The organism is Streptomyces sp. GL_140 (assembly GCF_057834465.1).
On record NZ_CM174404.1, the window covers coordinates 4734252 to 4756408 of the forward strand.

Here is a 22157-nt window from a genome sequence, read left to right on the forward strand (position 1 = left end):
TCGCGTCCGCCCCTGGCGCGGGGCCGCCCCTCACAGCGCCATCAGCCGCTCCGCGATCGCGCTCACCGTCTTCGCCCGGAACACCAGGTGCGGGGGGACCCGGTTGCCGGTCTCCCGCGACAGCCGCATCGCGACCCGGACGGCGGCCAGGGAGTTGCCGCCGATCCGGAAGAAGTGGTCGTCCCTGCCGACCTGGTCGATGCCGAGCACCTCGCGCATCGCCTCCGCCACCAGCCGCTCGGCCCCGGCCAGCGACTCCTCCCCGGCGGCCGGACGCCGCTCGTGCGCCGGTGCGGGCAGGGCGCGGCGGTCGACCTTGCCGTTGGCGTTCAGCGGCAGCGCGTCGAGGACGTCGATCGTGGCCGGGACCATGTATTCGGGCAGCCGTTGGGACAGGCAGTCGAGGATGGCGTCCACGGCCACCGGCTCGGGTCCCGTCGTGATGTAGGCGGCGAGCCGCCGGTCGCCGGGGGTCGGCTCGTGGACGGCGACCACGCACTCGCGCACGTCCACGTGGCGGTTGAGGATGTCCTCGATCTCGCCCGGCTCGACGCGGAACCCGCGGATCTTGAACTGGTCGTCGATCCGCCCGGTGATCTCCAGCGTGCCGTCCTCGGTCCGGTGGCCGAGGTCCCCGGTGCGGTAGAGCCGCTCCCCGGGCCGGCCGTGCGGATGGGCGACGAACCGTCCGGCGGTGAGGCCCGGCTGGCCGACGTACCCGTACGCCAGGCCGCCGCCGGCCGCGTAGAGCTCACCCGTCACCCCGGGCGCGACGGGCCTCAGGTCCGCGTCCAGGACCTGGACGTCCTTGCCGGCCAGCGGGATGCCGATGGGGATCGACGGCGCGATGGTGTCGGCGGCGGTGACGGTGTGGCAGGTGGTGAAGCCCAGGCTCTCCACGGGGCCGTACCCGTTGCCCACCCGAAGGCCCGGGTAGGCCTCCAGCGCCTTGGCGACATGGGTGACGGAGGCCCGCTCGCCCGCGGTGTAGGCGGCCTTGAGGCCCTCGAAGGTCGCGGGGAACTCCTCCAGCAGGAAGTTGAACAGGCTCGCCGAGAGCTGGAGCTGGGTGACCCCGTGCCGCCGGGTCAGCTCGGAGATCGTCTCCGGGTCGGGCCGCTGCCCCGGCTGGAGCACGCAGACGCCGCCGAAGAGCAGGGCCCCGTAGAGCTCCAGCGCGAAGGCGTCCCAGGAGACCGGGGAGCACTGGAGCCACACCTCGTCGGGGCCGAAGCGCGCGTAGTCCTGGCCCAGGTACGTGGTGGTCAGCGCGCGGTGCGGCACGGCGACGCCCTTGGGGCGGCCGGTGGTTCCCGAGGTGAACATGACGCAGGCCAGGTCGTCGCCGCCGGCCGCGAGGCCGGGGTCCAGGTCGGAGCGGCGGGCGATCTCCGCGGCCGCCCCGTCCAGGTCCAGGAACTCGGGGCCGTGGAAGGGCGGGGTCCGGTCGCGGTGGGTGAGCACCAGTTCGGCGCCGCAGTCGGCCACCGCCCCGGCGAGCCGCTCGGCCGGGAAGTCCGGGTCGAGCAGGGTGTAGCCGGCGCCGGTCTTCAGCACCGCGAGCAGCCCGACGACCAGGTCGAAGCCCCGTTCGACGAGGATCGCCACGACCGAGCCCCGGCTTACGCCGCGGGCCGCGAGGAAGTGCGCGAGGCGGTTGGCCCGCGCGTTCAGCTCCGCATAGGTCAGCGTCGACTCGCCGGACACCAGGGCGGTCGACTCCGGGGTCCGCGCGGCCTGCGCCTCGAACAGGCCGTGCGCGGGCGCCTCGACCGCGACGGCCAGCGTCGACATCCAGCTGTCGCAGAGCTCCGCCATCGTCTCCCGCTCGAACAGGTCGCAGTCGTACTCGAAGCGCCCGGTGAAGTCCGTGCCCCGGTCGTCGACGGAGATCGACAGGTCGAAGCGCGACACGTCGTTGCTGTGGATCGCACGGGTGACGGTGGTGCCGTCGATGGTCAGTGGGCGGGTGTCCAGCGGGTGCAGCTCCAGCAGGACCTGGCACAGCGGTTCGCGGTCTTCGAGGCGGTCGGCCAGGACCAGGCTCGTGATCTCGTCGTACGGGGCGTCCTGGTGCCGGTAGCCGCCGATCGAGACCTCGCGGACATGGCGCACGAGCTCACGGAAGGAGGCGCCCGGCTCGACCTTCAGCCGCAGCGGCAGCAGATTGATGAAGTAGCCGATCATGCCCGACAGTTCGGTGCGGCCCCGGACGCTCACGGGCGCCCCGAGGACCATCTCCTCCTCGCCCGAGCGGCGGTGCAGGGTCAGCGCGAGACCGGCCAACAGCACCATGAACGGCGTGGCGTCCTCGCTGCGCGCGAACTCGCGCACCGCACGCGCCACCGGGGTCGCCATGGCGAAGGAGTGGTGGGAGCCGCGGAACTCCGGGAAATCCGGGCGCGGGTGGTCGGTGGGCAGCGCCGGCGCCTTCGGGACCTCGCGCAGGTGCTCGGCCCAGTACTCCAGCTGGGCGGCCGCCGCGCTCAGCTCGGCGCTGTCGGCGCCGTCGGGGCCGTCCGCCGCGTACTGCCGGGCGCTGTAGTCCGCGTACTGCGCGGGGAGTTCGGGCAGGGTGTGGGGCCTTCCCTCGCCCAGGGCCTCGTAGATCTCCTGGAGCTCGTTCTCCAGGACCGGCAGCGAGCCCTCGTCCCAGGTGATGTGGTGCATGACCAGCACCAGGGCGAGGCGGCCGTCCGGGGTGCGGATCGCACGGGCCCGCATCAGCGGGCCGGTCTCCAGGTCGAACGGCTCCAGTGCCGTGGCCTCGACCAGCGCGCCGACCTGCTCCTCGGTGGCGTCCGTGATCTCGAAGGGCACCGGCATCCGGTCGTGGATGATCTGCAGCGGCCCGGCGTCGGAGAGGAGGAAGGTGGTGCGCAGGGTCTCGTGCCGGGAGGTGATGACCTCCAGGGCCGCGTGCAGCCGCTCCGGATCGGCCGGGCCCTCGAAGCGGAACACCCACGGGACGTTGTAGGTGGCGGAGCCGGGGTTCCACTGCTCCAGGGTCCACAGACCGCGCTGGAACTTCGACAGCGGGGCCTCGCGCAGGCCGGCCCGCGTCAGCGGCGCCCGCTCACCGCCCTCCGCGTCGGTCACGGCCGCGGCGAACTCCGAGAGCGTCGGCGCGTCGAAGATCGTGTACGGGGAGACCATGCCGAAGACGTCGAAGACGCGCCCGACCACCCGCACCGCGGTGAGCGAATCCCCGCCGAGGTGGAAGAAGTTGTCGTTGGCGCCGACCTCGGGCACTCCCAGGATGTCGGACCACACCGCGGCGATCAGCTGCTCGGCGGGGGTCCGCGGCGGCAGGTATCCGCGCCGCGGGGCCGCCTGGGCTCCGGGTACCGGGAGCGCGGAGCGGTCGACCTTGCCGCCCGCGGTCAGCGGGAACTCCTCCAGCACGGTGAGGCCCGCCGGGACCATGTGCTCCGGGAGGCGCTCCGCGAGGAAGGCCCTGACCCCGTCGTACTGCGGGCGGCTTCCGTCGGTCCCCGTGGCGTACGCCGCCAGGCGCCCCTCGTGGGCGACGACCACGCACGCGGCCACGTCGGGGTGGGCGGCCAGCGTCTCCTCGATCTCGCCGAGCTCGACGCGGAACCCGCGGATCTTCACCTGGTGGTCGACGCGCCCGACGAACTCCAGCGCGGCGCCCTCCGCCGCCCGGCGGACCACGTCCCCGGTGCGGTACATGCGCGCCCCTGGCACGGAGGCGAACGGGTCGGCCACGAACCGCTCGGCGGTCGCCGCCGTCCGGCCCCAGTAGCCGCGGGCGACGGTCGGCCCGCCGATGTACAGCTCGCCCGCGGTGCCCGCCGGGCACGGCCGCAGCCGCTCGTCCAGGACGTGCAGGGTGCGCGGGCCGACGGCCAGGCCGATCGGCACCACATCGGAGCCGGTGCCCGCCGAGAGGTCCTGGACGGTCGAGGTGATCACCGTCTCGGTGGGGCCGTAGGCGTTGAACAGCGGTACGCCGGTGAGCTCGCGCCAGGCGTCGACGGCGGCCGGGTAGAGCCGGTCGCTGCCGGAGATCATCAGGCGCAGCGTGCCGGGTACGGAGCCGTGGTCGCGCAGCGCGGTGACGAATTCCTGGAAGTACCCGGCGGACAGGTTGGCGACCGTCACGCCCTGCGTGTCCAGCAGGTCCAGCAGCTCCGCGGGCGCCAGCAGCGGCTTCTCGGGCACGACCAGGCAGGCACCCGCGGCCAGCGCGGTGAGGACCTGCTCGACGGCCACGTCGACGGTCGGCCGGGCGAGGTGCAGGACGACGTCGTCCGGGGTCACGCCGAACAGCGCCACGGCCGCCCCGATGTGGACCGACAGGGCGTCGAGGGTCACCAGGACGCCCTTGGGGCGCCCGGTCGTGCCCGAGGTGTAGATGAGGTAGCCGGCGCGGGGTTCGGCCGCCGTGTGCGGGGCGCGCTCGGTGAGCACGCCGTCCGTCAGCAGGACCGTCGCACCGGCGTCCTCGACGATGAACTCATTGCGGTCCGCGGGTGCTTCGGTGTCCAGCGGAAGGTAGACGCCACCGGCCTTGAAGACGGCCAGCATCCCGATGACGTAGTCGACCCGGTCGCGGCCGGACACGGCGACGACCTGGCCGGGGGCGATCCGTCCGGCGAGCGCGCCGCTCTGCTCGTCGAGCTCTTGGTAGGTGACGGTCCGGCCGGCCCGGCGCACCGCGGGCCGTGCCGGATGGCAGCGCGCCATCGATTCGAAAGGGATACCGCTTGAGGACATGATTCAACCCCGCTGGATTAACGACACCGATGCAATATGCCGACGATAGGACGCACTCGGATGTGCGAGACGGCAGAGGAACAGGCAGAAGAACGGCAGTATCGAACGCCGGTTTGCGACTGCCGATTTGCGGCTGCCGACTTACGGCGACCAGACATCGTCCGGGGAAAGCTCACCCGGTGAATATTTTCCGAGCGCCGAAACGAGCAGGCGCATTTCCATCGAAAGGCATTCGGCGAAACGGATCAGGCCGTCCTGCCCGTCCTCGGCCACCGCGAGCAGCGCCGCCCGGCCCAGGCCCACGGCGGTCGCGCCGAGTGCCAGGCTCTTGACCGCCCTGCTGCCCTCCCACATCCGCCCCGAGACGAGCAGGCACGGGGGCGGGTCGCCGATGCGCCGCAGGCACTCGGCGAGCGGAAGCCCCACGTGCCGGGGGAACGCCGAGGGTGCCCAGCCCGTGCCGCCCTCCGCGCCGTCCACCGTCACGGCGTCCGCGCCGGCCTCCGCCGCCACGCGCACCGCTTCGGCCACGTCCCGGCCGGGGAAGAGCTTCACCCAGACCTTCGCCTTGGGGAAGTTGTTGCGCATCAGCCGGATCTGCTGCCGCAGGATCTCCGCCGTGAAGGTGCCGGGGCTGCTGGAACGCAGCACCCGCTCCCCGTCGAAGACCGGGTCGATCCCGTACTGCCCCTCGACGCGGGCGCCCGCCTCGGCGCCGAGCACCGTCATGCCGCCCAGGCCCGGCTTGGCTCCCTGGCCCACCTTGAGCTCGAAGGCGAGGCGCCCCGAGTCGAGCAGCGGGCGGGCCGCGGGATCGCTGTAGACGAGGTTCCAGACCTCGGCGTCGGCGTCCTCGGTGCTCTGCTGCACCGCCACACCGCCGTACGGCCCCTCCGGGAGGTGCTGCGCGTACGCGGTCAGGCGCCCGAGCAGCGACCGGCCGGCGTCGGCGTCTCCGCCGGCGTCCCCGCCGGATTCGGCGTCCGTCCGCCCGTACCCGTCCGTCCGCCCGTACCCGTTCAGCGGTACGACGTTCTCGCCGATCACCATGGGAATCCCGAGCGCCCCGGCCTGCCTGCTGAGCGCGAGGCCGAGGTCGCCGCCGGCGGCCCGGGTCGAGCCCAGCGCGGACACGTACACCGGCAGCGGCGAGCGGAAGCCGCCGATGACGGTGTCCAGCACGACGTCCTGGTACACCGGCTCACGGCCGAGGTCGATCAGCTTCGCGAGCCTGCGCGGCATGAACACCGGGGGCACCAGCCGCATCCCGTCCAGCCGGTCCCGCTGCGGGCCGCCGCCCGCGCCACCGCCGCCGTGCTGTTCGTCCGCGTCGGACTCCGCCCCGAACAGCACCCGTCCGTACTCCCCGGCCGACGGGAACGCGGCGGCCGCGCCCGTCCTGGCCCGCAGCCGGACCGCATCGCCGGGGAACCCCGGCGCCGTCAGGTCGCTCACGGCGAGACCACCCCGGGAAGCTTCGGGAAGGCGTTCGCCTGCCACACCGCGTCCAGCCCGGCGACGTACCGGGTCAGGCGCTCGACGCCGATGCCGAAGCCCGCACTGGCCGGAATGCCCTCCCGCACCAGGTCCAGGTACCAGCGGTACTTCTGCGGGTTCTCGCCCGTCTCCCGCATCCGGGTGACGATCTCCGCGTAGTCGTTCGTCCGCTCGCTGCCGCTGCACAGCTCGCCGAAGCCCTCCGGCGCGATGAGGTCGAAGTTGCGCAGCACCCCGGGCTCGGTCCGCGACTCGCGGTCGTAGAAGCCCCTGGACCCCTTCGGGTAGTCGGTGATGAAGAACGGCCGCGCCGACTTCGACGACAGCAGCGCCTCGCCCTCCCAGTCGATCTCGGCGTCCGGGCTCTGCTCGTGGCCCACCGCGTGCAGGTCGGCCACCGCCTCGGCGTGGGTGATCCGGCCGAACATTCCCTGGACCAGCTCGGTGAAGGCGTCCACGTCCCGGCCGAGCTCCGCGAACTCCCCGGGCAGCCGCTCGACGGCGGAGCGGACCATGTGCACGACGAGGTCCTCGACGAGCTGGGTGATCTGCTCCCGCGAGGCGCCCGCCACCTCCACGTCGAGCTGGTGGAACTCGGCCAGGTGGCGGCTGGTGTTGGCGGTCTCCAACGGCTCCAGCCGGACGTTCGGCGCGATGCAGAAGATCTTGTCGAAGGCCAGGAGCGAAGCCTGCTTGTAGAGGATCGCGCTGGTCATGAGCTTGTACCGGTGGCCGTAGAAGTCGATGTCGACCTGCTTCGAACCACGGCCCCCGGGGTCGGTGACCGGGCCGATGACCGGCGGCAGCATTTCGGTGAACCCGGCCGAGGTCAGGTACTCCCGCGCGGCGGCGAGCAGCTGGTTCTGGATGCGCAGGGTGCTGCGCGTGGCCGGGGACGACAGGTGCGCGCGGGGGTCTCCCGGCTGCGTGGGCCCATCCTCAGTCATGGTGTCTCTTCCCAATCTTTCGTCGTGGATCATCGTGGAACTGCGGTTGCCGCACCGGCCGGCGACTCGAAAGCCCGCTGGTCGAAAGTCCTCTGTACGTAATTCAGGGCGCCCAGCAGCTCCGCGGAGCCGAGCACCGGTCCCCGCCCCTTCTCGACCAGCCCGGCGATCGGCATCGACCCGGCACCGGCCCAGTGCAGCCGCCCCCGGTCGTCCAGCCGGCTGCGGGAGCGCCCCGCGTTGTCCGGGTGCAGGCAGTAGGGGACGTCCAAGTAGCCCTTGGCGAAGGCTCGTACGAGAGCCCGCCCGACATCGGTGTCGAGTTCGAGCACCGCGTCGACCAGCAGGCGGGCCTCCTCGTAGACCCCGGAGTCGGGGACCCGGGCGTACGCCGCCCCGCGCCGCTCCTCGGCGGCGACGGCGGCCGCGGTCTCCAGCGCCCGCACGTTCTCCCCGACGGTCGGGATGCGGTGCGCCTCGGCCGTGGTCTTCACGATCAGCCGGGCCGCCCCGGTCCGCACCGACAGCCGGGCGGCCTCGTCGAGCAACAGCTGGGCGCCGCCCGGGGACTGCGGGTACACGCCCATGTAGGCGTAGACGACCACGTGCCAGTCGATGTCGGGCAGCAGTTCGCCGGCGATCCGGGTGAGCGCCGCCACCGCGTCCTCGTCCTGGCGGAGATTGGCCTGCTGCGCGTAGCTGAGCGAGATGCTGCGCAGCCCGTGCTGCCGGAAGAACAGCCCTTCCAGGACGCTGATCGCGACCAGCAGGCTCGGCGGGCAGAGCTGGCCCATCATGCAGCCGCCGAAGGTCTCCAGATGCGGCTCCCTGCCGGTGTCCCGGGCCGCGGCCAGCAGTTCGCAGCACCGCTCCCAGCTGGCCACCGCCTCGTGCAGCGGAGCCCGGCTGTAGGGCAGGCAGTACGAGACCGGGCCGCCCTCGGTGGCGTCCAGCCCGGCCGCGAGCAGCGCCGAGAAGATTGCTTCGGGGCGGGCCGAGCCGTGCCTGACCTGGACCGGGAACCCGGCGTCGGCGATCCCGTGCAGGACCGCCCGGGTCACCTCGGGCCCGTGGCCGACGATCGGATAGCCGTTGAGGCCGACGCCCTCGGCGACGGCCCGCCGGGCCGCCGCGATCTCGCCCGTCCTCGTGTAGCTGTCGAGGGTGATCGTGCCGACCGTGGCGGCCGCCGCCCGCCGGGTGGCGAGCAGGCCCGCCCGCATCGCGCCGGGATCGCTCATGCCCATCCGCGGCTGCACGACCAGGTCGCCCGCCGCGGCGGCCCGTGCGACGAAGCCGCCGAACCCGGTCGCGGATCCGGTCGCGCCCGCCGTCACAGCAGGACCCGCGCGGACAGCGACTGCAGGAACTCCAGGAACGCCTCCACCGAGCCGCCCTCCTCGAAGACCCCGTCGAACCCCGCGGCGAGCAGCGCCCTGGCCGGGGCCCCGTCGCCCGCTCCGGCGATGCCCAGCTTCCCGCCGATCACCACCGGTGTCGCGAGGAGGCCGGGGCAGGACCGCAGGGCGCCGATCAGCCGCATGCCGTCGTTGAAGCCGTGCCCGTTGACGCTGCTGACGACGACCAGGTCGGGATCGAGGCGCCGGCATTCGGCTACGAGGAGGCCGTCGGGAACGCAGGCTCCCAAATTGGTCACCCGGTGGCCGAGCTCCTCCAACAGCAATTGCAAGAACACCAGATTCCAGGTGTGGGAATCCGAGACCATGGATGTCACCACGATGTCCAGTCCCGGATATTCAAAACTTTCGTGCTCCACGAAAACCCTCGTCATTAGGTCGTCAGATCGTCAGGCAGGGAAATCGGTCAGCCGGCCAGCGCCGCGGTCGCGAGCGCCGGGAACCGGGCGGCCGGCTCCGCGAGCCACCGGTCGCGTTCCTCCCGGCAGACCAGGCGGAAGAGGTTGAGCACGTCGAAGCGGACACCGCTGCGACCCGCCCCCGCCGCCACCCGGATCAGGCCCCGGGAGAACAGCTCGTGCACGGCCTCCAGGCACTCCCGCGGCGACCAGCCGCTCGCCGACACCGCCTCCTCCACCGACCAGCACCCCTCCTCGTCGGACATCCGCACCAGCAGGGCGCGTTGGCGTGGAGTCAGCATCAGCAGGGCGCCGCTCAGGGACTCGCGGACGTCGCCGCGCTCGCAGGAGGTCACCGGCGGCGCGGACAGGGCGAACGGGCTGGCCGACAACCGTTCCATCAGCTGCGCCGGAGACTGCACGGACGTCCAGCCCGCCGCGAACTCCAACGCGCGGGGCAGCCCGTCGAGATGCCTGCACAGATCGGCGATCACCGGAGCCTCGTCGGGCCCCAGCACGAAGCCGGGCCGGAGCCTGCGCATGTGGGACACCAGCAGCCGCACCGACCCGACCGTGCCCAGCGCCCGTACGTCGGCCTCCAGGCCCGGCTCCGGCATCTCCAGCGGAGCCAGCGGAATCACCTGCTCGCCGTCGAGCCCCTGCGGGGAGCGGGAGGTGATCAGGACGCGCAGCCCCGAGCAGCGGTGGAACAGCTCGTCCAGCATCGCCGGGTGGACGCCGCCGTCGGCCCCGTCCAGCACCAGCAGGGTCGGCCGGTCGTGGATCAGCTCCGCCAGCCCGTCGAAGCGGCCCGAGGAGGCCGGGGCGCGCACCACGTCGGCGAAGGCGGAGCCGGCGCCGACCAGCTCCCGGTCACCGCAGGGCATCCACCGCACCGACCAGCGGACGGTGTCGTGGACCCGCCACGCCACTTCCAGGGCCAGCCGGGTCTTGCCCACCCCGCCGAGGCCGACGACCGACACGAGCCGGTCGCCGTGCACCGTGAGGGCGTCGAAGAGCGCCTCGGTCTCCGTCTCGCGCGCCACGATCGCATTGCGGGCGGCCGGCGGTGCGGCGGGCTCCTGGGCGAATTCCCGCTGCCGTGCGGCCGCCTCGAACTCGGACCGGATCCGGCCCTCGATCCGCAGCGCGTCGGCGAGCAGCCGGACCGTCTCGTGCCGGGGTCGGCGCACCCGCCCCGTCTCCATGTCCCGGACCGCCCGCACGCTCAAGGTCGCGTAGTCGGCCAGGCTCTGCTGCGTCAGCCCGGCCCGCTCGCGCCGGACCTTGAGCAGCTCCCCAAAACTCGATACCGGTTGACCGCCGTCCATGCCGTTCCCCTATCCGTCCGCAGACAACCCCAGCGGGGTCGTGCGGCCATCGGGCCGGTTCCCCTGCAGCCAGATGCTCCCCGGACCGGATCTACGACGGATCGTCGTCCGATATCCACCCGGTTCGCCGCCCCGGCCCCGACCCCGGCCCCGCCCCCGGTCGCCCCGCCGCGGGGCCGGGGCTAGGTTGAATGGGTGAGCACGACACGGTTGCGCAGGGCGGCGGTGGGAGTGGCCGCGGTGGGGCTCCTGATGGTGCCCGTGGGGGCCGGTGTCGGGTACGCGTGGGACGCGCCCGCACCTCCGGTGGCCGCGGAGTCGGCCGCCTCGGACGAGTTTCCGCAGCTCACGCCCGATGTGGCGCGCAAGCTCGACGAGGTCGTCCGCAAGGTCCTGGCCGAGACCAAGGTGCCCGGGGTGCAGGTGTCGCTGTCGGCGCCGGGCAAGGGCGAGTACGTACGGGCCTTCGGGGTCGCCGACAAGGCGACCGGGCAGCCGATGACCGACGGCATGTACATGAGGATCGGCAGCGTGACCAAGACCTTCACCGTGACGGCCCTGCTGAAGCTGGTGGACGCCGGGAAGATCGGGCTCGACGACCCCATCGCGAAGTACGTGGCCGGGGTGCCGGGCGGCGACCGGATCACCTTGCGCCAGCTGGCCGAGATGCGGAGCGGGTTGTTCAACTACTCCGCCGACGAGGGCTTCTACAAGGCTCTGACCAGCGATCCGCGCAGGCCGTTCACCCCGCAGGAACTGCTCGGGTACGCCTTCAAGCACCCGGTGCTCTTCGAGCCCGGCGCGAAGTTCTACTACTGCAACACCAACCTGATCCTGCTCGGGCTCGTGGTGGAGAAGATCAGCGGGCAGTCCTTGGCCGACAACATCACCAAGGAGGTCCTCGAACCCGCCGGGCTCAAGCACACCCTCTTCCCGGCCGGCGCCGAGTTCCCGAGCCCGCACGCCCAGGGCTACACGGACCAGACGGCCAGCGGGAAGGTCGAGGACTCGGCCGACTGGGACCCCTCCTGGGGCTGGGCCGCCGGGGCGATGATCTCCGACCTCGCCGACCTGCGGACGTGGGCCAGGGTGCTGGCCACCGGTGAGCTGCTGACCCCGGCGACCCAGGCCCAGCGGCTCAAGGTCATCCAGGCGCTCCCCGACGCCGGCTACGGCCTCGGCATCTTCAATGTCGCCGGCTGGATCGGGCACAACGGCTCCCTGCCCGGCTACGGGGCGCTGACCGTCTACCTGCCGGAGTCCAAGGCCACCATGGTCGTGCTGCTCAACACCGACATCTCCTACGAGGGCTCCGAGCCGAGCACCGTGTTCGGCGAGGCGATCACCCGGGCGATCACCCCGCACCACGTGTTCACACTGCCGGCCCAGCCCGTGACCGGGAAGAGCTGAGCGTTCGCGGGGCCGCCGCTCCCGGAGCCGTCCCTTCCGCGCACAATGGCTTCGGCGCGTGGGAGTGGACTAGGGAGAGCACTATGAACGGTCGGTCGACGCAGCTCGGAGCGGACGCGGCGCAGGACGCCCCGGACGGGTCCGGAGTGGTCCTGCGGCAGGCGGACGAGGCGGATCTGGACATCGCGGCCGAGCTGTTCCGCGGCTACCTCGACTTCTACGAGGTGGAGGTCGAGGACCCGCGGCGCCCGCGCGCCTTCCTGGCCGAGCGGCTGGCGGGCGGCGACTCCTTCGTACTGCTCGCCGAGGTCCCGGGCGCGGGAACGGTCGGCTTCACCCAGGTCTATCCGATGCACTCCTCGCTCTCCATGCGGACGGCATGGCTGCTGGGCGACCTGTACGTCGCCCCGTCCGGCCGCCGTACGGGCGCGGGCCGCGCGCTGCTGCGCGAGGTGCTGCGCCGGGCGCGGGAGGCCGGGGTGGCGGGCGTACAGCTGGAGACGGCGTACGACAACCACATCGCGCAGGGGCTCTACGAGGCGGAGGGGTTCGTCCGCGAGGAGTTCCACGCCTACTTCCACGACCTCTCCGAGGCCTCGGCGAAGTCGTCCCAGGAAGGCTGAAACATTCTTCCGTGCCCACCGCGTCATTGAGGTGAGACGGGTGTGAGGGGGGACGGATGCGGCAGGGGCGCAGAGATGGGTTCCGCGAATTCGCGGAAGGCAGATCGGCACATTTGTACCGGTCCGCCTGCCTGCTGACGAGTGGTGACACCCATCTCGCGGAGGATCTCGTACAGGAGACCCTGGGGCGGATGTACCTCCTCTGGGGACGGATCAACCGGATCGACAACCCCGCCGCCTACGCTCAAACCGTGCTGGTGCGAACCTTCCTGACGCACCAGCGCCGCCGCTCCTCGGGGGAGCGCCCGGTCGGGGAATTCCCCGAACCGGGCGCAGCGGCGGTGGGCGGCGGGGATCCGGTGCTGCGCCTGACCCTGCTGCAGGCGCTGGGCGGGCTGCCGCCCAAGGACCGGGTGGTCCTGGTGCTGCGGTACTGGGAGGACCGCAGCGTCGAGGAGACCGCCGACGCGATGAACGTCAGCACGGCGGCCGTACGTACCCGCAGTTCGCGGGCGTTGAGCAGGCTCAGGGAGCAACTGGGCGGCTCGCTCGCGGAGTTCGCCGAACTCTGAGCCCCTCCCTTTCTCTTTCCCTTCCTCGACCCTCGCCCCATGACACCCCTGGACGGAAGGTTTGATTCCGCATGCCTTTTGAAGACGAGCTCGGTGAAGCCCTCCGGCGGACGGGGGACGGGTTCACGGCCGACGGCCTCGACCTCGTCGAGGCGGGGGAACGGCGCGGCCGGCGGCTGGTGGCCCGACGCCGGGCCGCCGTGGTCGGCGGCTCGGCGCTCGCGCTGGTGGTGATCGGAGCGGCCGGCGCCTACACGGACGGGCTGCTCGGCGCGGGAGGCTCGGGCTCCGACGGCCCGCCGAACGTGGCCGCGGTCCCGTCCTCGTCACCCCCCGCCGCGCCATCGCCCGGACAGTCGGGGAGCCAGGCGGGGAAGGGCCGTACCGGCAGCGGAGCCGTCTCCGCCACGCAGCTCATCGAAGTGTTCAAGCAGCTGCTGCCGGGTGGAAAGGTCACCGGGACCGAGGCGCGGGGCACGGCCGAGGAGACCGGCCCGATGGTGAGCGGGGTCTACGACGACGGCAAGGGCGCGGGCGCCATCCAGGTCGGACTCCAGCGCGTGGACCCGAAGGGCCAGTCCTCCGCCGAGATGGTCAAGTGCCCGTCCAAGACCTTGCTCAACTACGACGGTTGCACTTCCGAGAAGCTCGCGGACGGCTCGACGCTCCTGCTCTTCCAGGGCTACGAGTACCCCGACCGCCGGGTCGACACGAAGAACTGGCGGGCGACGCTGCTCACCCCGCAGGGCTACCTGATCGACGTTCAGGAGTACAACTCGGCGGCCGAGAAGGGCAAGGGCACCACGCGGAGCTCGCCGCCGCTGACGCTCGCGCAGCTGAAGACCTTCACCACCTCCCCGCTGTGGCTGCCCGCCCTGAAGGACCTGCCGGCCGCGGAGACGGGGCCGACGTCGCCGACCCCGCAGGGGCCCACGCCCGCGGACGTGCTGGGCGATCTGCTGCGCGACTACAAGATGCCGGTCCTGAGCAAGGAAATGATCGGCGACGACCTGGCCTACATCGTGCTCGACGACGCCAAGGGCCAGTCCCTGGTCAGCCTCCAGATCCAGCCCGACAGCAAGAACCGGCCGGGCATGTGGGCGGACCTGTTCACGAGCGCGCAGACACTGCCGGACGGAACGAAGATCCTCTCCCGCAAACGGGGTGGCGAGACCCCCGGGTCCGTCGTGTGGGAAACGGAGGTCCTGCGGACGAACGGCACCCGCGTGATCGTGTCGGCCTTCAACACCAAGGTGGTGCGAGGGGCGCCGACCCGCAAGGAACCCGTGCTGAGCATGAAGCAGTTGGGGGACATGGCGACGGACCCCAAGTGGGCCGGGTACGGGTACTAGCGCCGGTACGGGTGCCGGGTTCCGGTGCCCCCGTCCGCTACTTCGCGTCCGCGTAGCACTCGACCACCGCGGTGGTGAACGGGAAGCGCACCGGGGTCTCGCCGAAGGTGATGCGGCCCGCCAGATCACCCGCCGCGCGGATCGCCGCGGCCACCGCCTCCGCCTCCTCCTGCGGACAGTGCACGATGACCTCGTCGTGCTGGAAGAAGACCAGCTCGGCCCGCATCCCGGCCGCCGCGAGCGACTGGCGCAGGGCCGCGAGCAGCAGCAGCGCCCAGTCCGCGGCGCTGCCCTGCACCACGAAATTGCGGGTGAAGCGGCCCCGCGCCCGCGCGTCGGTCGAGGCGTAGCTCGGGGTCCAGGCGTCGGGGGACTGCCCGGTGGGCCCTGCCTCCCCGTCCTCCCCGGGCTCGGCCGGCTCGGCCGGCGGGGGACAGGTGCGGCCCAGCCAGGTCCGTACGAGCCGTCCCTCCTCACCCGCCTTCGCCGCTTCGTCCACGTAGGCCACCGCCTCGGGGAACCGGCGGCGGAGCGCGGCCAGGTTCTTCAGGCCGTCCCCCGACGTCTGCCCGTACACCGCGCCCAGTACGGCCAGCTTGGCCATGTCGCGGTCGCCGGAGAAACCCTGGCGGGAGATGGAGGTGTACAGGTCCTCCGGGCGGCCGGCCACCTCCATGAAGGCCGGGTCCCGGGAGATCGCGGCGAGCACCCGAGGCTCCATCTGGTCCGCGTCCGCAACCACCAGCCGCCATCCCGGATCCGCGACCACGGCCCTGCGGATCACCTTCGGGATCTGCAGGGCTCCGCCGCCGTTGGTGACCCAGCGGCCGGTGTAGGTGCCGCCCGGGATGAACTCGGGGCGGAAACGGCCCTCGTGGACCCAGTCCGCGAGCCAGCTCCAGCCGTGGGCGGTGTAGATCCGGTACAGCTTCTTGAATTCGAGGAGCGGGGCCACCGCCGGGTGGTCGAGCTCCTGGATCTCCCAGCGGCGGGTGGACTTCAGCTTGATCCCGGCCCCCGCGAAGGCCTTGATGACGTCGGCGGGCAGCTCGGGCCGCACGCGCCGGCCGAACGCGGTGGAGACGGCGTCGGCGAGCTCGGCCAGCCGGCGGGGCTGCCCGCCGCCCGCGTACCGCTCGCCGAGCAGCTCGGTGAGCAGCGCCCGGTGTACGTCGGCCCGCCAGGGCAGGCCCGCCCGGTTCATCTCGGCGGCCACGAGGAACGCGGCGGACTCCGAGGCGATGAGCAGCCGCATCCGGGCGGGGTGGGCGGTGGCTTCGATCCGTTTCAGCTGGTCGGCGTGAACGGCGACGAGGGCGTCGAGGGGGACGGGCGGGGGCTGGGGATTGAACAGCGAGTCCTGGGCGCCGGGGGCCGCGGCGCGCTGCGGAGGATCGGGCGGTACGGGGGCGTTCGTGAGACGGGCCCAGGCGGCGGCCGCGGAACGGGGTTCGCCGAGGCGGCCCTCGTGGGCGAGGAGGAGGAGCTCGGCGTCCTCGATGTCGTGGCAGCGGTCCACGCGGGCACCTCCGGTGAGGAGGCGGGGGTAGACGGCCGGGGTGGAGGCCCAGACCCAGCGGGTCCCTGCGGGGGCTGCGCGGATCGCCTCGGCGGGGTCGGTGGTCGTGATGCGGGGGCCGCCCGCGGTGGGGGGCAGTGGCGTGGCGTGCCACTGGCCGTCGCCGTCTTCGGCGAGGGCCCACCGGGGCGGTTGGTCGGTCATGTTTGCGAGTGTCCCACCGGGGGCTGACAGCGGCGGTGGCTGCCGCGCGGTGCGGGTGTGCCGCTGCGCGGGGCCCGCCCCTCCCCGCCCTTCCACCGTTCCCCGGGCTCTGCCCGGACCCGAAAGACCCGGGGCTCCGCCCCGGACCCCGCGCCTCAAACGCCGGCGGGGCTGGATGGAGCCGGCGAGGCTGGACGGTGCGGCTGGGCAGGTCGGCGGACATGCCAAGCTGGAGGGTGTGAGAGACATCGTCGAGCGGGCCTGCGAGGCCGCGCTGTACACCCAGGAGGACGCCGGGCTGGATGCCGGGGCGTCGATGCTCGTCGCCGAGGGGGAGCGGTGGGCAGGGGTCGGGCAGGCGCTGCTCGCGCGCGGGGAGGGCTACGTACGCCAGGCCTGGGAGCGGGGCTGGCAGCCCGCCGACGTACTGCGGCTCGTACGGCGGGACCTGGAGCAGACGCACGTGCGCGTCTGCGAGGACCTGATAGCCGCCGAGGCCCGGCGCTACGCACGGCTGCCCGAGCGGTGGACCGAGGCCGAAGCCTGGTGGGGGGAGGACACCGGCTACGGGGAGCGGCTCGTCCAGCGGGAGCGGACCGACCGGTTCACCCTGGCCGGAGCCGTCCTGGAGGTCTTCCGGCTGCTGATCCGGCTCCCGTCCATCGAGCCGGTCGGGCCCCTGCCCGGAGACGAGAGCGGCGCACTGCTGGAGCACGCGCACATCGAACCCCGGATGCTCGGACGGATCCGGGCCCTGCTCGCGAAGGCCGAGGCGACCACCTTCCCCGAGGAGGCCGAGGCGCTCAGCGCGAAGGCGCAGGAGCTGATGGCCCGGCACACCGTGGACGAGGCGCTGCTCGCGGTCCGGACGGGCACGAAGCAGATTCCCGGCGCCTGCCGGATCGGGGTCGAGGCGCCGTACGAGGAGGCCAAGGCGGTGCTGCTCGACGCCGTGTCGACGGCGAACCGCTGCCGCTCCGTGTGGAACAGCGGCTACGAGTTCTCCACCGTCGTCGGCTTCGAGAGCGACCTGGAGGCGGTGGAGCTGCTCTACACCTCGCTGCTCGTCCAGGGCACCGCAGCCATGACCCGCGCCGAGGCCGGGCAGCGGGCGGGCGGGCGCAAGCGCACCAAGACCTTCCGGCAGTCCTTCCTGCTGGCCTACGCGAGCCGGCTCGGCCAGCGTCTCGCCGAGACGGCCGAGCACACGGCGGCCGAAGCCCCCGACAACCTGCCCGCCCTGGTCGCCCGGGACGTGGCTGTCACCTCGCGCGCCGACGAGATGTTCCCGCGCACCACCACGACCCGGCTGCGCGGGGCCACCGACCTCGCGGGGTGGGAGGACGGCACGGCCGCGGCCGACCGCGCGCACATGGCGGACGGCAGCCGTCGGTCCCTGCGGAAGTGAGCCCGCGTCCGCGTCGCGCAGAGGCAGAGGCAGAGGCAGAGGTCGCGCTCAGCGCTCCGTGGGCAGCGGGGTGGGTACGTGTACCTGTGCGGCCGCGGGTGCGGGCGCCTGGGCGGCGGCTGGAGCGGGGGCCGGGGCGGCAGCGGCCGCGGCGGGCGCCGGCGGGTCCGTCTCCTCGCGCAGCGCACGGGCCTCCGCCTTCAGGATGCGCGCGGACTTGCCCAGCCCCCGCGCCATCTCGGGCAGCTTCTTCGAGCCGAACAGCATCAGACAGACGATCACGACGATGGCCACGTGCCAAGGTTCCAGGCCGTTCCTGAGCATGCGTGTACCCACCTTCCGAAGGCTGCCGGGACGGATGCCGGAGCAGCACCGAACCACACCGACGGGCCGATGATCGGCGGTTTCGGGCGACGGCGCCATAGATCGGGCGATGTCTGAAGAAGACCTGAAGAGGGGGCGACGGGCTACGCTCGGTGCCATGAGCTGGGTCCGGGCGCTGAAGGACACCGCCCGATCCGGGATGAGGGTCGAGCGGACCCGCCTGGAACCCATGATCGCCGTCCGCGCCGCCGCCGGGCTGGCCGTCGTCATCGGCGTGAGTCTCGCGCTCCTCGGTCCGGGCGCCGCCGCCAGCTCCGCCTTCGGCGCGTACATGGCCGCCGTCGCCACCTTCCAGAAGAGCTGGCGTCCGCGTCCCGTCCTCGCGCTCGCCGCCGGGCTGACGCTGGCCGTGTCCACCTTCGTCGGCTATCTCGTCGGCTCCTCGCACACCCTCGCCTTCATGCTGCTGCTTGCCGTCTGGTGCTTCGTGGCGGGCCTGATGTGGGCGGCGGGGCCCACCGCCGGGATGATCGCCTCCGGCAACGTCGCGATCATGCTGGTCACCGTCACCCTGCCGACCTCCGTACCGCAGGCCGCCGGGCACGCCGGGCTGATCGCCGCCGGGGGTGTGGTCCAGGCCCTGCTGATCGTCCTCTTCCCGGTCCGCCGCTGGGGCGCCCAGCGCGACGCCCTCGCCGACGCGCTCGCCGCCGAGGCCGACTACGCGCGCCGACTGCGCCACGACCCCGTGGCCTCCTTCGACCCGCAGCCGCTGATGACGGCGCGGGCCGCGGCGACCGTGACCGCCCGCCAGGCCCGCAGCCGCCCCGCCGAGCTGCACGGGGCGCGGGGGCTCGCGGAGCGCATCCGCCCGGTGCTGGCCTCGCTCGCGGACCCCGCGGTCGGGGCTCCGGCCGAGGGGCCGGCGCGGGACCGGGTACGGGAACTGCTCGCCGCCGCCGGGTCGGTGCTGGACGCCGCGGCGCAGGCGATCCGGCACGGGGACCCCGTACGGCTGCCTTCGCCGGAGCTGGCGCTGCTCAAGGCGCCCGACACCGCGGACCTGTTCCAGGGGGCGCCGCTGCGGGCCGCGCGGCGCCTCGCCGCCCTGCTGGACGACGTGATCGAAACCGCAGAGCCGCGCTCCGGGCGCATCGCCGACCCCCAGGAGTCGATGCTGCGGCCCACGCTGGTGCAGCTCGTGCCGAAGGTGCTGGCCACCGTACGGGCCGAGCTGCGGCCCGGATCCCCGATCCTGCGGCACGCCGTGCGCGTCACCGCGGTCGCCTGCTCCGGCTACGTCATCGGCCACGCGCTGCCGCTCGGCCACGCCTACTGGGCCCCGATGGCCTCCGTGATGGTCATGCGGCCCGACTTCACCCAGACCTACACCCGGGCCGTCGCCCGGTTCGGCGGCACCCTGGTCGGGGTGGCGGTGGCCACCGCGGTCGTGCAGCTCGCGCACCCGGGGATGTGGGTGTCCGGGCTCCTCGCCGTGATCAGCGCGGGCCTGATGTACACGCTCATGCGCACCGGGTACGCCGTGGCGATGGTCTTCGTCTCGGCCTACGTCGTCTTCCTGCTCGGCATGGGCGGTCTGCGCTGGGACCAGACGGTGCCCGACCGGGTCAGCCTCACCCTGGTCGGCGGAGTCCTCGCGATGGCGGCCTACGCCGTCTACCCGGCCTGGGAGACCCCACGACTGCGGACCCGCCTGGCCGACTGGGTGGCGGCGGACGGGCGGTACGCGGCAGCCGTGCTCGGGCAGTACGCCGATCCGGCCGGAGCCCGTCGCAGCGATGTGCGCGAGGCGCTGCTGGCGGCCCGCGACGCCCGGGTGGCCTGGCAGGACGCGGTGGCCAGGGCCGCCGGGGAGCCGGTGCGCCACCGCGGGATCTCGCGCGCGGCGGCCGAGGACGCGGGCCACGCCCTGGCGGCGATGGGCCGCCACGCGATGCTCCTGGAGGCGCACTTCCCGGACCGGACACACCCCCCGGACCCGGGAGCCGCCGCCCTGGCCCGGGAGCTGCGCACGGCGACGGAGGCGGGGGCCAAGGCGGTCCGGGAACGCAAGGTGCCCCGATGGGACGGGGTCCGGTCGGTGCTGGCCGACTGGGACGCACCGGAGTCGGGGGTGCTGAGGGGCGCGGCGGAGCAGTTGCTGGACTCGCTGGACGAGGTCTCCGAGGCGCTCACCGCTTAGCGGCGCCCGGGGCTCCGCTCGTGCACGTGCATCTGCCCATGCAGCCACTCTTGAACACAGCTATGATCCAGTGCAGTTGACATCTGCACTATCGGGGGCTTCCTGTGGACCACGCGTACAACGGGATGGCAGCTGCAGAGCTTGACGGAGTGACCTGGCAGAAGAGCAGACACAGCAACTCTCAAGGTTCCTGTGTGGAGTTCGCCAAACTGCCGGGAGGTGAAGTTGCCATGCGCAACTCACGGTTTCCGGACGGACCGGCGCTGGTGTACACGCCGGCCGAGATAGAAGCGCTGCTGCTGGGCGTCAAGGACGGCGAGTTCGATCACCTGATCAGCTGAACCCACAAACGACCGGCGCGGCACCGAGATTCAAGCCATGCACGTGCATTGGCCGGGACTGATCGCAATGATCAATCCCGGCCAGTTGCCGTGTTCGTCCCGGTTCGCTCCCGCACGGGAGCCGGTTCAGTCCTGGAGCGTGAACAGCGCCCAGACCACTTTGCCGGTCAGTCGCCCCGCCAGTGGGTGCCAGCCCCAGCTGTCGCTGTAGGAGTCGACGAGGAAGAGCCCGCGCCCCGACTCCAGGTCGCAGTTGGCCTCGGTCGCCTCCGGCGCGAAACTCCCGCCGGGCCGGTCCTCGCTGGGGTCCCGCACCGCGCACACCAGCCGGGTGCTCCACCGCATCAGGTGCAGCCGCACCGGCGGCTCCGCCTCGCCCGCACCCTGCCGGGAATCGTCCGGGAGGGCATGGCGCAGCGCGTTGGTGACCAGTTCGGAGACGACCAGCGCGACATCGTCGAAGCGGTCGTCGAGGCCCCACTGGGCGAGCGTGGAACGCGTGAAGGTGCGTGCTCCGCGTACCGCGTCGTACCGGGCGGGCAGCGCGCATGACGCGGACCCGGAGACAGCCGTGGGGTCGACCGGGGGAAGCCCCTGCCGTAACGGCTCGAGCATGGTCGATCCATTCGTCCCCATGCGAGGCACTCCCGGGATTCGAAAGAACTGCGGGGCACGCAGGTGCGCGGGACCATGGTTCCGAATGCAGAAGCCGGATGCAAGGGCAGATGCACGTGCACGCGCCGGACCTGTCCCCTCCCGTGACGGTTCTTGCTCATTTCTTCCTACGCATACTTACGGACTTCTTTTGCGGCGGGCCGGATTCCGTTACAGAACGAGTACGGGCCGATGCGTTTTGGTGGCAGACTGCGGCCCTTGAGGGGCGCGGGGGCCCCTGCGACGCAGCCATCCGAAACGTGTACCCATCGCAGACTGGGGAGGGCAGGACTAGTGACCGCAGAAGCCAGTGGTTCTGTGGTGCGCCGCATACTCCTGGGCTCACAGCTCAGGAGGCTCCGAGAGTCCCGCGGCATCACCCGTGAGGCGGCCGGCTACTCGATCCGCGCATCCGAATCGAAGATCAGCCGCTTGGAGTTGGGAAGGGTGAGCTTCAAGGCCAGGGACGTCGAGGACCTCCTCACGCTCTACGGGGTCACGGACGGCGCCGAGCGGGAGTCCCTCCTGGGGCTGGTCCGCGAGGCCAATGTGGCCGGCTGGTGGCACAGCTACGGCGACGTCCTGCCGGGCTGGTTCCAGACGTACATCGGACTGGAAGGCGCCGCCTCCCTCATCCGCATCTACGAAGTCCAGTTCGTGCACGGCCTGTTGCAGACCGAGGCCTACGCCCAGGCGGTCGTCAGCCGCGGCATGCCCGGCGCCGGGCGCGCCGAGATCGACCGCCGCGTCGCGCTGCGCCTGGAGCGCCAGAAGGTCCTGGTCTCCGAGAACGCGCCCGTCTTCCACGCCGTCCTCGACGAGGCCGCCCTGCGCCGCCCGTACGGCGACCGGGACGTGATGCGCGGTCAGCTGGAGCACCTCATCGAGATCTCGCAGCGCCCGAACGTGCAGCTCCAGGTGATGCCCTTCTCCTTCGGCGGCCACTCCGGCGAGAGCGGGGCCTTCACCCTGCTGCGCTTCCCCGAGTCCGACCTCCAGGATGTCGTCTACCTGGAACAGCTCACCAGCGCCCTCTACCTCGACAAGGAAGAGGAAGTACGGCAGTACGAAAGGGCGATGCTCCGGCTCCAGGCGGACTGCCCCGACCCCGGCCAGACCAGGGATCTCCTTCGTGGATTGCTCCAACTGTCTTAATCCGCACGTAGTATGACGGCGGCTCAGCGTATGACGACCGATCGGTGCATGGCGGCCGGTC

Annotated in this window: 17 protein-coding genes; 8 read left to right on the forward strand and 9 right to left on the reverse strand. The window is 72.4% G+C overall.

Translation table 11 applies throughout. The features are described from left to right. Positions 1-30 precede the first annotated feature (30 nt). From AC3IYJ_RS21995 to AC3IYJ_RS22020, 6 genes are all read right to left on the reverse strand, one after another. On the reverse strand, positions 31-4710 hold the full coding sequence (locus AC3IYJ_RS21995; RefSeq protein WP_489396494.1) for an amino acid adenylation domain-containing protein: 4680 nt from the start codon (positions 4708-4710) through the stop codon (positions 31-33). A 171-nt stretch (positions 4711-4881) separates the two neighbouring features. Further along, positions 4882-6195 carry a glutamate synthase-related protein gene (locus AC3IYJ_RS22000; protein WP_489396495.1) on the reverse strand — a complete coding sequence of 438 codons (1314 nt, stop codon included), beginning with the start codon at positions 6193-6195 and terminating at the stop codon, positions 4882-4884. Beyond that, positions 6192-7184: an asparagine synthetase A gene (locus tag AC3IYJ_RS22005; protein WP_489396496.1), complete on the reverse strand. Its 993-nt coding sequence runs from the start codon at positions 7182-7184 to the stop codon at positions 6192-6194. The genes AC3IYJ_RS22000 and AC3IYJ_RS22005 overlap by 4 nt, the downstream gene beginning before the upstream one ends. Before the next feature lie 29 nt (positions 7185-7213). Further along, complete coding sequence (locus AC3IYJ_RS22010) at positions 7214-8521, reverse strand: methylaspartate mutase (protein WP_489396497.1); 1308 nt, start codon at positions 8519-8521, stop codon at positions 7214-7216. Next, positions 8518-8976, reverse strand: a complete 459-nt coding sequence (locus AC3IYJ_RS22015; protein WP_489396498.1) for a cobalamin B12-binding domain-containing protein — start codon at positions 8974-8976, stop codon at positions 8518-8520. The genes AC3IYJ_RS22010 and AC3IYJ_RS22015 overlap by 4 nt, the downstream gene beginning before the upstream one ends. 32 nt (positions 8977-9008) lie before the next feature. Beyond that, positions 9009-10331 (reverse strand): helix-turn-helix domain-containing protein, encoded by a 1323-nt coding sequence (locus tag AC3IYJ_RS22020; RefSeq protein WP_489396499.1) that lies wholly within the window; start codon positions 10329-10331, stop codon positions 9009-9011. Between the two features lie 252 nt (positions 10332-10583). Here AC3IYJ_RS22020 and AC3IYJ_RS22025 point away from each other — a divergent pair, with 252 nt between their 5' ends. The 4 genes from AC3IYJ_RS22025 (at position 10584) to AC3IYJ_RS22040 (ending at position 14288) form a co-directional block, all read left to right on the forward strand. Beyond that, on the forward strand, positions 10584-11741 hold the full coding sequence (locus AC3IYJ_RS22025; RefSeq protein WP_489402882.1) for a serine hydrolase domain-containing protein: 1158 nt from the start codon (positions 10584-10586) through the stop codon (positions 11739-11741). An 83-nt stretch (positions 11742-11824) separates the two neighbouring features. Then, positions 11825-12364: a GNAT family N-acetyltransferase gene (locus tag AC3IYJ_RS22030; RefSeq protein WP_489396500.1), complete on the forward strand. Its 540-nt coding sequence runs from the start codon at positions 11825-11827 to the stop codon at positions 12362-12364. A 56-nt stretch (positions 12365-12420) separates the two neighbouring features. Next, positions 12421-12936 (forward strand): SigE family RNA polymerase sigma factor, encoded by a 516-nt coding sequence (locus tag AC3IYJ_RS22035; protein ID WP_489396501.1) that lies wholly within the window; start codon positions 12421-12423, stop codon positions 12934-12936. A 71-nt stretch (positions 12937-13007) separates the two neighbouring features. Then, positions 13008-14288 (forward strand): hypothetical protein, encoded by a 1281-nt coding sequence (locus AC3IYJ_RS22040; protein ID WP_489396502.1) that lies wholly within the window; start codon positions 13008-13010, stop codon positions 14286-14288. A gap of 37 nt (positions 14289-14325) precedes the next feature. Here AC3IYJ_RS22040 and AC3IYJ_RS22045 read toward each other — a convergent pair whose 3' ends face one another. Next, a complete protein-coding gene (locus tag AC3IYJ_RS22045; protein WP_489396503.1) occupies positions 14326-16011 on the reverse strand; it encodes a bifunctional 3'-5' exonuclease/DNA polymerase in 1686 nt (561 codons plus the stop codon). Between the two features lie 238 nt (positions 16012-16249). Between AC3IYJ_RS22045 and AC3IYJ_RS22050 the strand changes: the two genes are divergently transcribed. After that, positions 16250-17419, forward strand: a complete 1170-nt coding sequence (locus tag AC3IYJ_RS22050; RefSeq protein ID WP_489396504.1) for a DUF2786 domain-containing protein — start codon at positions 16250-16252, stop codon at positions 17417-17419. Positions 17420-17467: 48 nt separating this feature from the next. On the opposite strand, the gene tatA is transcribed toward AC3IYJ_RS22050, so the two are convergent. Further along, the gene (gene tatA, locus AC3IYJ_RS22055; RefSeq protein WP_489396505.1) at positions 17468-17743 is read right to left on the reverse strand and encodes a Sec-independent protein translocase subunit TatA; all 276 of its coding nucleotides are present in this window, start codon (positions 17741-17743) and stop codon (positions 17468-17470) included. A 157-nt stretch (positions 17744-17900) separates the two neighbouring features. Here tatA and AC3IYJ_RS22060 point away from each other — a divergent pair, with 157 nt between their 5' ends. Beyond that, positions 17901-19946 (forward strand): FUSC family protein, encoded by a 2046-nt coding sequence (locus AC3IYJ_RS22060; protein WP_489396506.1) that lies wholly within the window; start codon positions 17901-17903, stop codon positions 19944-19946. A 104-nt stretch (positions 19947-20050) separates the two neighbouring features. Then, positions 20051-20287 carry a DUF397 domain-containing protein gene (locus AC3IYJ_RS22065; protein WP_328300083.1) on the forward strand — a complete coding sequence of 79 codons (237 nt, stop codon included), beginning with the start codon at positions 20051-20053 and terminating at the stop codon, positions 20285-20287. A gap of 126 nt (positions 20288-20413) precedes the next feature. Here AC3IYJ_RS22065 and AC3IYJ_RS22070 read toward each other — a convergent pair whose 3' ends face one another. Beyond that, positions 20414-20902: an ATP-binding protein gene (locus AC3IYJ_RS22070; RefSeq protein ID WP_489396507.1), complete on the reverse strand. Its 489-nt coding sequence runs from the start codon at positions 20900-20902 to the stop codon at positions 20414-20416. Between the two features lie 357 nt (positions 20903-21259). On the opposite strand from AC3IYJ_RS22070, the gene AC3IYJ_RS22075 reads away from it, so the two are divergent. After that, positions 21260-22096 (forward strand): helix-turn-helix domain-containing protein, encoded by an 837-nt coding sequence (locus AC3IYJ_RS22075; RefSeq protein ID WP_489402883.1) that lies wholly within the window; start codon positions 21260-21262, stop codon positions 22094-22096. Positions 22097-22157: the final 61 nt, after the last annotated feature.